This is a genomic window from Gammaproteobacteria bacterium (assembly GCA_014075255.1).
Lineage (GTDB): Bacteria > Pseudomonadota > Gammaproteobacteria > UBA4575 > UBA4575 > JABDMD01.
The window spans coordinates 1,240,277-1,256,411 of the sequence record CP046178.1 but is presented as its reverse complement, the minus strand read 5'-3'; the positions used below and the strand labels follow the sequence as shown (position 1 = coordinate 1,256,411).

The following is a 16,135-nucleotide window of genomic DNA, read 5'->3' as shown; positions in this document are numbered from 1 at the left end:
TTAAGTTTTATGAGGGTTTCCTAATGGGCGCACGAATATTTTTATTGATCGCTACAAATTTTGCAGTGGTGGCTGTTTTCGGAATTGCAGCACAAGTTTTTGGGCTAGATAAAATTCTTGCTCAAAATGGTATGTCGGGTCAGCTGACTGGGCTATTTATTATGTCTCTGCTCATAGGTTTTGGTGGTTCCTTTATTTCTTTGGCGATGTCTAAGTGGCTAGCTAAAAGATCTATGGGTGTGCAAATGATTGAGCAGCCTTCTAATGAGGCAGAGCAATGGTTAGTGGATACCGTTCAACGTCAAGCGGAACAAGCTAACATTGGTATGCCTGAAGTGGGAATTTTTGATACTCCAGAAGTGAATGCCTTTGCTACAGGGATGCGACGTAATAGTGCGATGGTAGCGGTAAGTACCGGCTTGTTAAATGCAATGAGTCGAGACGAAGCAGAAGCCGTTATGGCGCATGAGATTAGTCATGTTGCAAATGGGGATATGATAACGATGGGGCTAATACAAGGGGTGTTAAATACCTTTGTAATATTCTTGTCTCGTATTGTTGGTATTCTGGTTGATAAGGTTGTATTTAAATCTAGAAGTGGTTTTGGTCCTGGTTATTTTATTGTCAGTATCGTTGCGCAAATAATTTTAGGAGTGTTGGCTTCCATGATTGCAAGTTGGTATTCACGTAGGCGTGAATTCCGAGCCGATGCAGGTGGTGCTGACTTAGCAGGTAGAGAGAAAATGGCTGCAGCCTTGGAGCGTTTAAAAGCTCAGCATCAACCTGAAGAATTACCAGGACAGCTTGCAGCTTTTGGAATTTCTGGTGGGGTTAAAGATGGGCTTAGGAAGTTATTTAGTACCCATCCACCATTAGAAGATCGTATTGCTGCACTTAGAAACCACGAATAAGAAATCCGTAAAGTGGATACACTGAATTGTTAGTGATGTTTTTTCAGGTGTGAAAAAACTTACAGAGAGAAGTCGTAATTTGGATATTCGCTAGGCGGCTGTAGGAAATTACCTTGTGTATAGTTGATACCTAAACTCCATAAGATTGACAAGGTGTCTGCATCTTCAATGAATTGAGCAATTACTTTTGTACCCATTGGTTTTAATGCTTCAGCAATTTCACGAATAGCACTCTGATTTTCTTGGTTGTCACTTACATCAGACATCAAGCTATGACAGATTTTTACGTAGTTTGCTGGAATTGCTTTAAGAATTTTCGATGGGTTGTCGCCTGCGCCGAAAGCATCAATTGCGATTTCTGACTTCATTCCTTGTAGTGCGCTAACTAATATTTTTGATTCTTTGAAATTTGATATTAATACTTGTTCTTTAATTTCAAAGCAAACAAAACTAGGTGAAATATTATTTGTTTTAAATTGAGCTTCTAACCAGCCAGGTAGATCTTTATCTAGAATTGAGTTAGAGCTCAACTTGATAAATAAACGCATATCTGCGCCTTTAGTGCGCAATTCTGACAGCTTTTTCAAGGCATTTAATATGATCCACCGGTCCAGCATTTTGCCAAAGCCGGTGCGCTCAATGCGCATAACAAACTCACTAGCCGGTACGAGCTCATTGTCTTTATTATGAAGAGCAGTGTAGATTTGGTAACGCTCACCAGGTTCACCATGCAAGCTAATGATGGGTTGATATAGAAGAGCCAGTCTATTTTCTTTTACTGCCTCGCGTAATTTGAGAGTCCATCGTTCGTCTTTTTCTTGTTCGCCCATTTGAGCGTCATTAGGCTTATAAATAACGATTTTATTTGCGTCATTCTCCCAGGCTTCATCGCAACAATTCTTAGCTTTATTTAAGATATCTGGAACATCGGATGTGAATTGGTCAATCTTCACCGCGCCTACGGCAGGTTTGATAGAGATATAATCACTACCTGAGGTGGTAATTAACTCGCCTAAGTTTTTAATGACATTGGCGCCAAAAGCCATTAAGAATTTAGTGTCTATGTTTGATGTGAGTACACCAAATGACTCTTCAGTTAACTTGGAAAGTGTTTCATTTTCAGTGCAGCAGTCGCGTAGTGTGCTAGCAACGTTGCTGCTGACTTTGTCGATTGCCGCAATACCAAACTTATCTTTAATATCATTGAAGTTAGCGATATCTATTTGAATAAAGGCTTGTGAAATTTTTCCATGCTTGGCTGTATTCGCTGCCTCATCTAGTTGATCCATAATAGATCTGCGATGGTAGAAGCCAGTATGTACATCTCGTTCACTAAGATAGCTCAGTTGCTCTTCTAGCTCTTTGGTGTCACCACCACCACTGGCGCTTTGTATAACAATTTGTACACATTCTTCGCCGGATACACTAACAGGGTTGAAGCTAAATTTAGCAGAAAACGTTTCATCGTCTTCTTTCTTAAATGTAAGGTTTTTTTCTCCGGCTTCTTTTGATTTGGAGAATTGTTTGAGCAAGTCTTTCATTGCTGATTGGTCATCAGGTGCGACCAAATCCATGATTGACAAACCATATAGTTCTTCACTGTTGGTATAGCCAAATTTTTCTAAATATTTTTCATTTGCATATGTATGCATGCCTTCGTGTAAGTAACAAATTGCATCGCGAGAACTTTCCATGAGTCTCTGGCAGCGGTTTTCAAGCTCATTGCAGTTTTCGGCAGCTCCTTTAAGTTCCTGAATATGAAATTGAGTTTTCGCAGTACTGTTTACAACTAGATTCAGATGTTCAGTGTTATTTTTATTTACTAATGTTGTAGCGCCTTGTTGCATATACGCGACAGGGTCTTGTTCCGAAGATTTTGTTAAGGCAATTATGGGTATTTCAGGTGCGCGGCCGTTAATAGTAGAGACGGTTTGTTCTAAGCTTACTTCGTTATTTTCGAGAGCATGCAGAATAATATGCGGCTGAGCTTCGTTCAGCAGAGTTGTTAAATCATCCGCGTCTTGAGCAATTCGCGAGCGTACAGCAATCCCCGATGTTTTTATGGAACTAACCATTTCTTCAACATCATTAGGATTGCTGTCAACGAAAATGAGTTGCAGCGGATGATTCATAATATCTCGAGTATTCCGTACTTTAGATGGTTATTGGCGCCAATTGACATTTTGGCAAGTAGCGCAGGCTATGCAATAGGCAGACGACAATGCCTTTATTTACACTTCTGAACGGTATTGGGTTGCGTAGAAACGAGTAAATTACTTGATATTTCAGGTACTTCAAGAATTTAATCATATATTATTCTTGCTTCCCATTCGGCATGGTTGGTGTCTCGCTGTAGGAGAATTTTGCAAATGAGATGGTCTGTTCTAATCGATCTTGAAAGACAATATTTTGTGATTTCCTGCCAACTTGTATGACTAGGTGGTCGCCATTAGTAGCTGCGTTTGGTGGTGTGATGATGGTTTTGCAAATTCCGCTAGGTGTGTTTTCGGTTACCTGCAGAATATAATCTAGCTCTATAGACTTATTATAAATTTGGTGCGCGTCGATAACTTCCAGTACTTCAACAGAGCCATGCAAGATTTCCATGCCCATTTTCACACCTTGTTCTGATGATGATTGCATCCAGCGAATAACACCTAGGCGCCACTCGTCATTTAGCTTGTTTTCAAGTCGAATTAAAATGATATCGCCCACCTGGGATTGATAGTCAGATATGTTATTGGAGCTTAGACAGTAACCGCCTTTGCTCGCATTGCTAATATCCCAAGTCTGTACAACAGGATTGAGGCAGATATTTTGGTTTTTTTCAATCTCGATCTGTGTCTTCTCGTGATCTTGCTGACCTGAAACTACATTGCCGCGACTTATCCAGTCCCAGGCATCCGAACTTGAAACAAGATAACTTTCTTCATCTTCATTGTGGTTGTCATTAAAAAATGTAGCTACTCGAGAGTTATCGATCGGCATTAATTCTAAGTTTGATTTGTTGTTTTCAGGGTTTGGAATGTTCTTAGCAGTGCTATGTCCAGTTTGAAGAATATCAATTGTGTCACGCATGCCCATTACTACATGCAGTCTACCTTTCGCAGGAACTGCTCGTTTAGAAGTTCGTTTAGGTTTACTAGTTAATTTTTTTAGCAAGCGTTTGGATAAAGATTTGCTTAAATCATTCGGCAAATAGTTTGATTCAATTTCGCCGCTATGATTAGAGCTAATTGCTTCATTTAATTTATTTATTAGTGACGTAGCATCGATATAGCGGTTTTTTGAAGATATCGGAATTTCCTCGTCAGGCATAAGGCGTACAGGTTTGCGCAAGGCAAGGTTAATAAAAAACGTATATTCACGATTTGTAGGAAAATTTTCTGTTAAGTCTGCTAGTTGGCTTGTCTTACTTAGGAACGCTGCAATTTTTCCAGCTTCGCCATGACCGTAAGTATGTAAATTGGAAAGTGATAAAAGGCATGCTTGGGTAAACAAGTCTTCAGGCGAAGATTTAGGGCTTACTAGATCAATTTCATTTTTAGTTTGCATGTCTGTTAGATCAAAATGTTCCGCAATTCCATATAGTTGACATAAATCTTGCCAAAAACTCTGTGGTGGTTCGGAATAAACTTGAGCTAACGTTATATATTGTTCTAACTGGTAATACATCGCATGATGAACGCAAGTGATTAATTTTTTGCTGCTGAGGCGATTATCTCGGTTTACTGTTTCTTGAATAATTATTTTATAAACAACTGCTAGCTCATTGAGTATGTTTTGCTGAAGCTTTAAAACTTCGGTAGCTTTTTTTGACAATGGAAATGGCTGAGATAATAAATATTTTCGTTGGTTTTTTAGAAAATCATGGGCAACTGGGCGCATAATTTCAATTGCAGCAAGTCTTTGTTTAGTGGCATGTGCCTGTCGATTAGAGCGCTTTAATCCATCATAGAACTGCTGCACAGCAAGATCTTGGTCTACATAGGGTAAATTATTTAGCCACTTACGTAAGTCACGGGGTAGCAATGAAAATTTGTTCTCAGCCATTGGATCTTGGCTGGGCATGGAGATGTGTGTATCGAGAAGCATAATTCCTTACATAAACAATGATTTAGCAAGTGCTAATTTAGTCAAATAAATTCTATATAAGTGTATAGATTTATTAGCTAAAGCAGTGGTATTTGCCCTGCGACTTGTCTCTAAATCTTGTGGGTTTGTCCGGAAGAATGTCTGAATAGAGTGTTTGCTATTTTGAAGTGTGACCGTGTTGGCATATTGGACGACTATGCATGGTGATTGAAAATATGCAGCTCAGTAGCTTACTAAGCTCTTAGATTGCTTTCCGGGAATCTCCATGACTAGTTTAGGAACTAGGTAGCCGGGCAATTGCCTGGTGATTTCTTGCATGAGTTTGCGAGCATTTTCTTTGCATACATCAAAATGTGCTGCGCCATCGACTTTGTCTAGAAGATGTAAGTAATAAGGAAGAATGCCAGCATTAAACAATGCTTCACTTAAATCGATTAGGCTGGATGATTGATCGTTTATGTTTCGTAGTAGCACGCTTTGATTTAGCAGTGTGCAGTTTATCTTTTTCAATTTTTGCAGGCCGTCATGAAGAGCAGAATTAATTTCTTGAGCATGATTGATGTGCAGAACCATAATTACATTCAATCGAGAGTTACTAATCCAGTTTAGTAATTTTTCATTAATACGATTTGGTATCACTACTGGCAGGCGAGTATGAATACGTAATCTTTGTATATGCTCAATAGATTCTAGTTTTGAAACAAGTTTTGCCAATTCTGAGTCATCTAGTACTAGTGGGTCGCCACCGCTTAGAATAATTTCTGTAATGCTGTGATCTTGTTGAAGTTCTTGTACTGCTTGTGTCCAGTTATCATGACGTGGATTTTGTGCAGAGTAAGGAAAGTGTCTGCGAAAGCAATATCTGCAATGTATAGCGCAACGACTGGTTGCAAGTAGTAAAGCGCGGCCATTATATTTTTTCAGTAAGCCGGGTGCTTTGGCGCTGTTTAAATCTCCAACTGGATCTTTTAAATATCCCTCAATTGATTTTTCTTCGTAACTTGTGGGTAAGACTTGTAAAAGTAATGGGTCACTAGGGTTAGACGCTTGCATGCGATCTACATAACTCTGAGGAACTCTTATTTGAAATTGTTTGTTTGCTTGTGAGCTAATGGGCAGCTGTTCAATTCTTAATCCTAATGTTTGACAAAGTTGCTCAATGTTAGTGATCGATGTTTTGTATTCTAGCTGCCAGTTAGAAGGTGGCTGTGTTATTAATGTTGGTTCAATGTTGATTTTAGAATCTTGTTCATCTTTAGAGCTTGAACGATCTCGTGTTAGACTATGGATATTCGATGAACTCATAAAGTTTCGTGTTTTTAATTATGGCAAACTACAATAGTAATGAATTTCGGTCAGGTTTGAAGCTAATTTTAGATGGCGATCCTTATAATATAGTTGAAAATGAATTTGTTAAACCAGGTAAAGGTCAGGCATTTAATCGTGTAAAGCTTCGTAATCTTAAAACAGGACGCGTGGTAGACCGTACATTTAAATCTGGAGAAACTGTTGAAGCTGCAGATGTGATGGATACAGAGATGCAATATCTTTATAACGATGGTGAAGAATGGCATTTCATGGAGCCTAAATCATTTGAGCAATTTGCAATCTCTAAAGCAGCTGTTGCAGAGGCCGCTCAATGGCTAAAAGGGCAAGAAGAATGTGTTGTGACCCTGCTAGATGGTTTGCCGTTGTCAGTGGCCGTTCCTAATTTTGTCGAATTGCAGATTACTCAAACAGATCCTGGTCTACGAGGTGATACTGCACAAGGCGGTACCAAACCGGCTACCTTAGAAACAGGTGCGGTTGTGAAAGTGCCATTGTTTGTGGAAGAGGGTGAAATTTTACGAATAGACACAAGAAGCGGAGAATATGTGTCTCGCGTTAAAGATTGAATTTAGAGTAGTCTGAAGTCGTTAAGTCTAATCTATACGTTTTGGTCTTTAATGAACCGCAGCATGTTTAAATGAGTTGGGAGCCTCAAGCTACACTAAACGTACTAAATATGCGTGCAGAAGTTAATGCACAAATTCGTGCATTCTTTCAAGTACGGAATGTCGCTGAAGTAGAGACGCCAATCCTTAATCGCTATGCTGTAACGGATTTGCATATCGATAGTATGACTGCAGGCAACTCTAAATTCCTACATACCTCGCCTGAATATGCGATGAAAAGATTATTGGCTTTTCATAAGTGTGATATCTATCAATTATGCAAAGTGTTTCGAGCCAACGAAAGAGGAAACCAGCATAGCAATGAATTTACTATGCTCGAATGGTACCGCGTTGCATGGACATATAAAGACTTAATGAAAGAAGTTGCCGAGATAATTACGACTTTAGTGAGCAATTATCTTGAGCCGCCTGATGTCACATATATTAGCTATAAGAAAATTTTCAAAAAATATGCAGCTATTGATATCCAAACTGCAGATCAGGCAGACTACTTACAAGTATGTGGAGATCATTCGATAAAAATGAATTCCGTGCTAAACACTGATCAATACCAAGATCTTGTTCTTGACCAAATAATTATTCCTAAAATAGAAAAATTACGCATGACATTTGTATATGATTTTCCTGCAGAACGGGCAGCGTTAGCAAAAATAAATGATAAAAACTGTGCTGAACGATTTGAATTGTACTTTGGTGGGCTTGAGCTTGCTAATGGGTTTCAGGAGCTAACGGATGCGCAAGAACAGTTGCTTCGTTTTGAAGAAGATAATCGCCAACGAATACTGGTGGGTAAAAAGGCTTTAGAGGTCGATGCAGACTTTATTGCAGCACTTGAGGCGGGGTTACCTGAAAGCGCAGGTGTTGCGTTAGGGATTGATCGTCTGCTGATGGCAATGTTGGGTGTAGATGATATTAAAAATGTTTTGTCTTTCTCTTTGGGTTAGTTGACTACTTCTCCTAGGGTCGCCCCAATAGTCTGGCCCATCTGCACGGCTTGCTGTAATTGCAAGTTGTTGTGCCATTCTATTTTGTTTTCTTCAAATGCCATGATGGCTGTTGAGCCCATATTAAAGACACCAAGTTCGTCGCCTTTTTTTAGCTTAACGTTTCCATAAGTTTTTCTAACAATATTTTTGCCGTGTGGAGGGGTAACTAATCCTTCCCAGGCCATTTCAATCGCTGCAACATTTACCGCGCCCACCATGACGACGGCCATGTAACCCACTTCAGTTTTGAAGATAGATGCCACACGTTCATTTCTGCTGTACAAACCTTTGATTACTTCTGCAGAATACGGCGCTACACTAAATAATCTGCCAGGTATGTAAATCATTTCAACTAATTCGCCATCGTAAGGCATGTGTACGCGGTGATAATTTCTAGGTGACAAATAAATGGTTGCAAAATTTCCGCTTTCACAAAGTGTACCGTAATTATTTTTCCCGCCTAATAATTGAGATATAGAAAAATTTTGCCCCTTGGCTTGAATAACTTGGCCATCTTTATAGTGTGAAATTTGACTAATTCGTCCATCCGCAGGGCAAGCAATTGTGTTTGTATTGTTATCGATAGGACGTGAGCCTGCGATTAATTTGCGGGTAAAGAATTGATTGAAGCTAATGTAGTTTTCTGCAGATTGGTGTTCTGACTCACTCATGTCAACATCAAACGCGCGTATGAAAAGTCGAATTGCAGGATTTTTAAGCGGTGTTTGCAAACGTGTTAACCAAAAGGTAAAGCGCGAAACTAAATGATGAGGGAATAAGAGGAATAAAAATCCCTTGGTTTGATTCCACATAATATCTAAAGATAACTTTTATTTTTTTTCGTAGAGTGCACTGATTATTTTAAAGTCTTCAACTATGACTTCTGTATCATGTGGGGTGCTGAACAAAGCAACCATTTCGCCATTCGGAGCGACGACAAAAACATGTGCGCTATGATCGACTAAATAATTCTCTGTTGAATCATCAGCAATAGCATAAATGGCACCAAGTGATTGGGTGAGGGTGTCGATTTGTTGTTTATCGCCAGTTAAGCCAACCATATCATGATCAAAATGTTCTACATACTCTTTTAATTTTTCAGGCGAGTCGCGTTTAGGGTCTACAGATATAAATAGGTTACGTAGAGTAAGATTCGTATTTTCAAGTTTGTTGCTCACTTGATCTAGTATGTTAAGTGTAAGTGGGCATACGTCAGGACAATGAGTGAAGCCAAAAAAAATTAAATTCCAAGAGCCGATTAAATCTTTATTGCTGAATGTTTTGTTGGAATGATCTGTGAATGAAAACTTTGGAAGTTCGCGTGGGTTACTATATAAAGAAGTTGCTTTCTGTAAGTTATCTACACTTATTGTTTTTGAGCTCTTATATGAATAAAACGCCACTCCGATTGCGAATGTAGCTATCGCTACAAGCAAAATATTTAAACTACTGCCATGCTGAAATGAGTATTTAGGCATCAAGACTTGGTTCATGTGGATATTATTTCATAGCCAAAATTTGTGTATACCAAGCAGAATAGATAGTGAATAGTTTTGTAATCAATCAGTATGCTGCTATTCCTTACACTGATAAGTTACAATTCGAGAATGTCTGGTAATTCTATAGGTAAATTATTCACCGTTAGCACTTTTGGCGAAAGCCATGGCAAGGCGATTGGTTGTATTGTGGACGGCTGTCCTCCAGGTTTGGCTTTGTGTGAGGGAGACCTGCAAAATGACTTAGAGCGCCGTAGGCCAGGCAAGTCTCGTCATACCACGCAACGGCGTGAACCCGATCAGGTTGAAGTTCTATCTGGAACATTTGAGGGCAAAACGACCGGTGCCCCAATAGGTTTGATCATTTACAACCAAGACGCACGTTCGAAAGACTACTCCGAAATTATGGATAAATTTCGACCAGGTCATGCGGATTACACCTATCTTAAAAAATATGGTTTGCGTGACTATCGTGGTGGTGGGCGTTCATCAGCAAGAGAGACTGCAATGCGTGTCGCAGCGGGTGGAATAGCGCGTAAGTATTTAAATGAAAAGCTAGGTATAAAAATTAGAGCCTACTTGGCGCAACTTGGCGAAATTGCTGTCGAGCTTAAAGATTGGGCAGTGGTAGAAGATAATCCATTTTTTTGCGCGGATGAAAGTAAAATACCTGAACTAGAAGCCTATATGGATGACTTGCGTAAGCAGGGTGATTCGGTTGGTGCGCGAGTGAATGTTGTGGCAAGTGGAATACCAATCGGTTTAGGTGAGCCTATATTTGATCGGCTAGATTCAGATATCGCACATGCCATGATGAGTATTAATGCGGTTAAAGGTGTTGAAATAGGTGCAGGCTTTGATAGCGTTGCCCAAAAAGGTTCGCAGCACCGTGATGAAATCACACCACAAGGTTTTGTTACTAATCATGCAGGTGGAACGTTAGGTGGAATTTCTTCAGGGCAGGATATTCTTGCTAGTGTTGCATTTAAACCAACTTCAAGTATTCGTATTCCTGGTAAAACGATTGATCGGCAGGGTAACGCTACTGAAATAGTTACTAAGGGTAGGCACGATCCTTGTGTAGGTATACGCGGAGTGCCTATCGTTGAGGCTATGCTTGCATTAGTTTTAATGGATCATGTCTTGCGTCATCGCGCGCAAAATGCAGATGTAATTACTTCAACGCCGGATATACCAGCGTCCATTTAGTGCTGTAGCTGTATCCAAGTCTTCGCTAAATTATGTTTGTTAAGCAGAAATCATCTGCAGAGCATCAATCGCTTGCAGGATTTTATTTTTTCTATTTCGCCAGCATTGGCGCATTTCTTCCGTATTGGAATTTATATCTAAGGCATCTCGAATTTTCAGCACGTCAAATTGGTGAACTTTCTGCAGTACTATTAGCTACAAAAATTTTTGCGCCCTATATTTGGGGGTGGGTCGCGGATCACACGGGCAAGCGTTTATCGGCAATTCGCTTAGCGTCGTTTGTTGGCATGGTGATTTTTGCTGCAGCGTTAGTGCTTAAAGGTTATTGGTCACTACTAATTATATTAGCGGGCTTTAGTTTTTTTTGGAATGCAACGCTTCCACAATTTGAAGCTGCCACTATGAATAATTTGGGTGACAGCAAACATATGTATAGTCGTATTCGTTTGTGGGGATCAGTCGGTTTTATTGTTACCGCATCCTTGTTGGCGCCAGCGTTGGAAAAGTTTGGTATTCAGCATTTGCCATGGGTCATTCTAGTGATCTTATTATTTACTTGGATGAATACATTATTGGTTAATGAGACTCCGCCAAGTTTGCATAAAATTGCACGTCCCTCGATGTTGAAGACTTGTTTGCAGCCACAGGTATTTGCGTTGTTGTTAGCGTGCTTTCTAATCCAAGCTAGTCATGGTCCTTACTACACTTTTTTTAGTATATATGCGGAAGATAATGGTTATTCTAGAACGTTAATTGGGCAGTTGTGGTCGCTAGGGGTGCTGGCTGAGGTGGTCGTGTTTTACTTCATGTATCGATGGTTGCCGCGGTTTGGGGCAAAATTGTTGCTAGTAGTCGCGATGATGCTTACGGTGGTTCGCTGGTGGCTAATTGCCTACTATGTGGAGTATTTATCTATACTTTTATTTGCGCAATTATTGCACGCAGCTTCATATGGGCTATTTCATGCTTCGGCGATTCACCTTATAGATAAATACTTCTCGGGCAGTATCCAGGGTCGTGGCCAAGCGTTATTTGCAAGCATAAGTTTTGGTCTTGGCGGCTCGCTTGGGAGTCTGGTGAGCGGGTATACTTGGAATTCAATCGGGCCTTCCTATGTATATTTATTGGCGATGTGTATAGCATTGCTCGCCCTTATTCAGTACTTATGGATTGTGAAGCCTAGGTTTACTAGTTTAACCTAGGATTGAATTGATACTGTTTATAGATTTTATTGAAGAAAATGCAAAATAAAACACTTTACGACAAAGTTTGGCAGAGCCATGTGGTGCATGAACGCGACGATGGTATGAGCTTGCTTTATATCGACCGACATTTAGTGCATGAAGTAACTTCGCCGCAAGCATTTGAAGGATTACGCTTAGCGAAGCGTAATTTATGGCGTAAAGATTCAATTTTAGCAACGGTAGATCACAATATTCCCACTACGGATAGAAGTGCCGGTATTGACGATGTGATTTCTAAAACGCAGGTCGATACTTTAGATCAAAACTGTAAAGATTATTCTTTAACGCAATTTTCTATGCTAGATGTTCGACAAGGTATTGTGCATGTGATCGGCCCAGAACAAGGCGCTTCTTTACCAGGGATGACTATTGTTTGTGGTGATTCACATACTTCTACACACGGTGCATTAGGTGCGCTTGCATTTGGCATCGGCACTTCAGAGGTTGAGCATGTGCTAGCGACACAATGTTTGTTGATGAAAAAGTCTAAAAACATGTTGGTGCAAGTGAATGGTCAATGCAAAGTAGGCGTGACAGCAAAAGATATTGTCTTAGCTATCATCGGTAGATTAGGAACAGCAGGCGCGAATGAGCACACGATTGAATTTGCAGGTAGTGCAATACGTGCATTATCAGTAGAAGGGCGCATGACAGTTTGTAATATGTCGATTGAAGCAGGTGGACGTGCCGGTATGATTGCTGTGGATGATGCAACCATTGAATATGTTGCCGGTCGACCTTTTTCTCCAACGGATAAAAATTGGGATTTAGCAGTAGCGCAATGGTGTACATTGCATTCTGATGAAGGTGCGTACTTTGACTCTACAATTGAAATAGACGCGAGTGAGTTGCAGCCACAAGTTACCTGGGGAACCTCTCCAGAAATGGTGGTGGGAGTGGATGGAGCGGTTCCAAGTAATGTTACCGCTGACCAACAACGTGCACTGCAATATATGGATTTACAGCCAGGCACTCGCATGGAAGAAATTAAATTGGATAAGGTTTTTATTGGTTCATGCACTAATTCACGAATTGAAGACTTGCGTGAAGCCGCCAATGTCATTCAGCAAAGAAAATTAGCGGATAATATTAAATTAGCCTTGGTGGTGCCGGGTTCAGGCTTAATTAAACAGCAAGCAGAACAAGAAGGCTTAGATAAAATTTTTGAAGCTGCGGGGTTTGAGTGGCGAGAACCTGGTTGTTCGATGTGTTTAGGAATGAATGCGGATCAGTTGGAACCAGGTGAACGGTGTGCTTCGACCTCTAATCGAAATTTTGAAGGTCGACAGGGTAAAGGTGGTCGCACGCATTTAGTAAGTCCTGCAATGGCTGCGGCGGCTGCAGTGCATGGTCATTTTGTGAATGTAAGCAGGGAGGTGTGAAATGAAGGCGTTTACAGAGATAACCGCGGCTTTTTACCCGCTTGATCGCAGCAATGTAGATACGGATGCAATTATCCCGCAACAATATTTAAAATCCGTTAAGCGTACTGGCTTTGGCGTCAACCTTTTTGATAACTGGCGTTATCAAGATCCTGGTGTACTTGGGCAAGATCATAGTCAACGGCGTTTACATGATGATTTTGTGTTAAACCAAAAGCAGTTCCAAGGCGCTAAAATTTTATTGGCGCGAGAAAATTTTGGCTGCGGTTCTTCTAGGGAGCACGCTGTTTGGTCTATTTTAGATTACGGCATTGAAGTTGTTATTGCGCCAAGTTTTGCTGATATCTTTTGTAGCAACTGCTATAAAAATGGTTTATTACCTGTGTCATTAAGTGTAGACGAAGTTGATTATTTGTTTAAGAAAATAAGTGTTGATTCGGCATACAAATGTAATGTTAATTTAGATTCACAAACCGTAACGGGTGATAAAAATAAGTCTTTTTCTTTTCAGATCGATGAGTTTAGAAAGTATTGTCTAGTGAATGGTTTTGATGAAATTGATCTTACATTGCAACATGCAGATAAAATTAAAGCCTACGAAATACAATTAAAACAGACCAGTCCCTGGTTGTTTGCGGCAGAATAAAAAAAGATGAGTAAAGTTTTATTATTACCAGGTGATGGCATTGGTCCAGAAGTTATTGCGCAAGCGAAAAAAGTATTGTTGCATTTGCGTCGCGAATGCGGACTTAAGGTTGAAATCGAACAAGCTTTAATTGGTGGCAGTGCTTATGACGAGTTCAAAAAACCTTTGCCTAATGAAACGCTTGCATTAGCTAAAGCAAGCGACGCTATTTTATTAGGTGCAGTGGGCGGGCCAAAATATGATGAGGTTGAGCGCGAAATGCGCCCAGAGAAAGGCTTGTTGCGTATTCGGTCAGAATTAGATCTGTTTGCAAATCTTCGCCCAGCTATATTATATAAATCGTTAGCGGGTGCATCTTCGCTCAAGCCTGAATTGGTTGCGGATCTAGATATTATGATCGTGCGTGAGTTAACAGGCGGCATTTATTTTGGCGAACCACGTGGAATACGTACTCTAGAGAATGGTATTCGTCAGGGATTTAATACATTAGTGTATGACGAAAATGAGGTAACTCGAATTGCGCATATTGCATTTCGTATTGCGCAAAAGCGTAACCGCAAGCTTTGTTCGGTGGATAAGGCTAATGTGTTAGAAGTATCAGAGCTTTGGCGTGAAGTGGTAGAGAATGTGCATGCAGAATATAAAGATGTAGCACTAAGTCATATGTATGTAGATAACGCTGCTATGCAGTTGGTGCGTGAGCCTAATCAATTTGATGTGGTATTAACGGGTAATATGTTCGGCGATATACTTTCTGATGCAGCAGCAATGCTGACTGGATCGATCGGCATGCTGCCTTCGGCTTCGTTGGATAGTAATGATAAAGGAATGTATGAGCCTATCCATGGTTCGGCGCCAGATATCGCAGGCAAAAATATTGCTAATCCTTTAGCCACTATTCTATCGATCGCTATGATGTTGCGTTACAGCTTAAATGAAGTAGATCTTGCCAATAAAGTAGAGCAGGCTGTGCAACAGGTCATTGCAGAGGGTTTACGTACAGCAGACATCGCAGGCAAGCATTCAGCTATTGGCACAAATGAGATGGGCGATGCAGTTATCAGTGCCTTATGTTAAATGATCAAAATTAATTACAGATAAGAACTAATTAAATAGAAATGAAAAAATATGATGTTGCGGTAGTTGGAGCTACTGGTGCGGTAGGTGAGAAAATGCTTTCTATACTTTCGCAAAGAAAATTTCCGGTTAACAATGTTTATGCTGTAGCGAGTTCTCGTTCAGCAGGTAAAAAAGTTTCTTTTGGTGATGTTGAATTAGAAGTGCAGGACTTGGCTGAATTTGACTTCTCTCAAACTCAGATTGGTTTGTTTTCTCCAGGCGCCAGTGTTTCTAAAGAATATGCCCCTAAAGCCGCTGCGCAAGGTTGTGTGGTGGTAGATAACACTTCGCAATTTCGTTATGACGATGATATTCCATTAGTCGTTCCAGAAGTGAATCCACACCAAATCGCAAATTATAAAACTCGCGGCATTATTGCGAATCCAAATTGTTCTACCATCCAAATGCTGGTGGCCTTAAAACCTCTGCATGATGCGGTAGGTGTCGAGCGTATCAATGTAGCGACGTATCAAGCCGTATCAGGCACCGGCAAAGAGGCGGTCGATGAGCTGGATGAGCAAAGCCGAGATATCATTAACAATAAGCCGATTAATTGCGACGTTTATCCGAAACAGATTGCCTTCAATGCCTTGCCACATATAGATACGTTCATGGATAACGGCTATACCAAAGAAGAAATGAAAATGGTCTGGGAAACGCAAAAGATTATGGAAGATGATTCAATTCTGGTGAACCCAACTACTGTGCGTATTCCAGTGAAATATGGGCATTCCGAGGCTGTACATCTTGAGTTAAAAGAGAAGCTATCTGCTCAAAAAGCACGCGATTTATTGGCAGCAGCCCCTGGGGTTGTGGTCATGGATGAGCATAAAGATGGTGGTTATCCGACTGCGGTAACGGAGGGTGAAGGCACGGATCCTGTATATGTAGGGCGTATTCGTGAAGATATTTCCCATCCACGCGGTCTAAATATGTGGGTGGTAAGCGATAACCTTAGAAAAGGGGCTGCATTGAATAGTATCCAGATCGCCGAAGTTTTGATAAAAGGCCATATTTAATTTATAGTTACCTAGTGAATTAATTCGATAACTCAAAGAAATTCTTAGAGTTTTTTAGTTTTGCTGACATATA

The 16,135-nt window shown here is 40.4% G+C and carries 14 protein-coding genes; 9 read left to right on the top strand and 5 right to left on the bottom strand.

What is annotated here, in order from left to right:
* Positions 1-23 precede the first annotated feature (23 nt).
* Complete coding sequence (htpX, locus tag GKR92_06460) at positions 24-911, top strand: protease HtpX (GenBank protein QMU61353.1); 888 nt, start codon at positions 24-26, stop codon at positions 909-911.
* A 59-nt stretch (positions 912-970) separates the two neighbouring features.
* On the opposite strand, the gene GKR92_06455 is transcribed toward htpX, so the two are convergent.
* The 3 genes from GKR92_06455 to epmB all read right to left on the bottom strand — a co-directional run bounded on the left by GKR92_06455 (position 971) and on the right by epmB (position 6,311).
* Positions 971-3,043, bottom strand: a complete 2,073-nt coding sequence (locus GKR92_06455) for an EAL domain-containing protein (GenBank protein QMU61352.1) — start codon at positions 3,041-3,043, stop codon at positions 971-973.
* A 181-nt stretch (positions 3,044-3,224) separates the two neighbouring features.
* Positions 3,225-5,006, bottom strand: coding sequence for a hypothetical protein (locus tag GKR92_06450; GenBank protein QMU61351.1), 1,782 nt, complete (start codon positions 5,004-5,006; stop codon positions 3,225-3,227).
* Positions 5,007-5,228: 222 nt separating this feature from the next.
* Positions 5,229-6,311: an EF-P beta-lysylation protein EpmB gene (gene epmB / locus GKR92_06445; GenBank protein ID QMU61350.1), complete on the bottom strand. Its 1,083-nt coding sequence runs from the start codon at positions 6,309-6,311 to the stop codon at positions 5,229-5,231.
* 20 nt (positions 6,312-6,331) lie between these two features.
* On the opposite strand from epmB, the gene efp reads away from it, so the two are divergent.
* Both efp and genX read left to right on the top strand, forming a co-directional pair.
* The gene (gene efp / locus GKR92_06440) at positions 6,332-6,901 is read left to right on the top strand and encodes an elongation factor P (protein QMU61349.1); all 570 of its coding nucleotides are present in this window, start codon (positions 6,332-6,334) and stop codon (positions 6,899-6,901) included.
* Positions 6,902-6,972: 71 nt separating this feature from the next.
* Positions 6,973-7,905 carry an EF-P lysine aminoacylase GenX gene (gene genX, locus GKR92_06435; GenBank protein ID QMU61348.1) on the top strand — a complete coding sequence of 311 codons (933 nt, stop codon included), beginning with the start codon at positions 6,973-6,975 and terminating at the stop codon, positions 7,903-7,905.
* Here the strand turns inward: genX and psd are convergent.
* Together psd and GKR92_06425 are read right to left on the bottom strand one after the other, a co-directional pair.
* A complete protein-coding gene (psd, locus tag GKR92_06430) occupies positions 7,902-8,759 on the bottom strand; it encodes a phosphatidylserine decarboxylase (GenBank protein QMU61347.1) in 858 nt (285 codons plus the stop codon). The two genes, genX and psd, sit on opposite strands and share 4 nt — an antisense overlap.
* Before the next feature lie 18 nt (positions 8,760-8,777).
* Positions 8,778-9,440, bottom strand: coding sequence for an SCO family protein (locus tag GKR92_06425; GenBank protein QMU61346.1), 663 nt, complete (start codon positions 9,438-9,440; stop codon positions 8,778-8,780).
* A 114-nt stretch (positions 9,441-9,554) separates the two neighbouring features.
* Here GKR92_06425 and aroC point away from each other — a divergent pair, with 114 nt between their 5' ends.
* Genes aroC through GKR92_06395 form a run of 6 tightly spaced genes read left to right on the top strand, consistent with a single transcriptional unit; the run spans position 9,555 to position 16,062 of the window.
* On the top strand, positions 9,555-10,652 hold the full coding sequence (gene aroC / locus GKR92_06420) for a chorismate synthase (protein ID QMU61345.1): 1,098 nt from the start codon (positions 9,555-9,557) through the stop codon (positions 10,650-10,652).
* A gap of 32 nt (positions 10,653-10,684) precedes the next feature.
* Positions 10,685-11,854 (top strand): MFS transporter, encoded by a 1,170-nt coding sequence (locus tag GKR92_06415; protein ID QMU61344.1) that lies wholly within the window; start codon positions 10,685-10,687, stop codon positions 11,852-11,854.
* 38 nt (positions 11,855-11,892) lie between these two features.
* Complete coding sequence (leuC, locus tag GKR92_06410; GenBank protein QMU61343.1) at positions 11,893-13,278, top strand: 3-isopropylmalate dehydratase large subunit; 1,386 nt, start codon at positions 11,893-11,895, stop codon at positions 13,276-13,278.
* A 1-nt stretch (position 13,279) separates the two neighbouring features.
* Positions 13,280-13,924 carry a 3-isopropylmalate dehydratase small subunit gene (gene leuD, locus GKR92_06405; GenBank protein ID QMU61342.1) on the top strand — a complete coding sequence of 215 codons (645 nt, stop codon included), beginning with the start codon at positions 13,280-13,282 and terminating at the stop codon, positions 13,922-13,924.
* 6 nt (positions 13,925-13,930) lie between these two features.
* Positions 13,931-15,001, top strand: a complete 1,071-nt coding sequence (gene leuB, locus GKR92_06400; protein QMU61341.1) for a 3-isopropylmalate dehydrogenase — start codon at positions 13,931-13,933, stop codon at positions 14,999-15,001.
* A gap of 35 nt (positions 15,002-15,036) precedes the next feature.
* The gene (locus tag GKR92_06395; protein QMU61340.1) at positions 15,037-16,062 is read left to right on the top strand and encodes an aspartate-semialdehyde dehydrogenase; all 1,026 of its coding nucleotides are present in this window, start codon (positions 15,037-15,039) and stop codon (positions 16,060-16,062) included.
* The last annotated feature ends 73 nt before the right edge of the window (positions 16,063-16,135 follow it).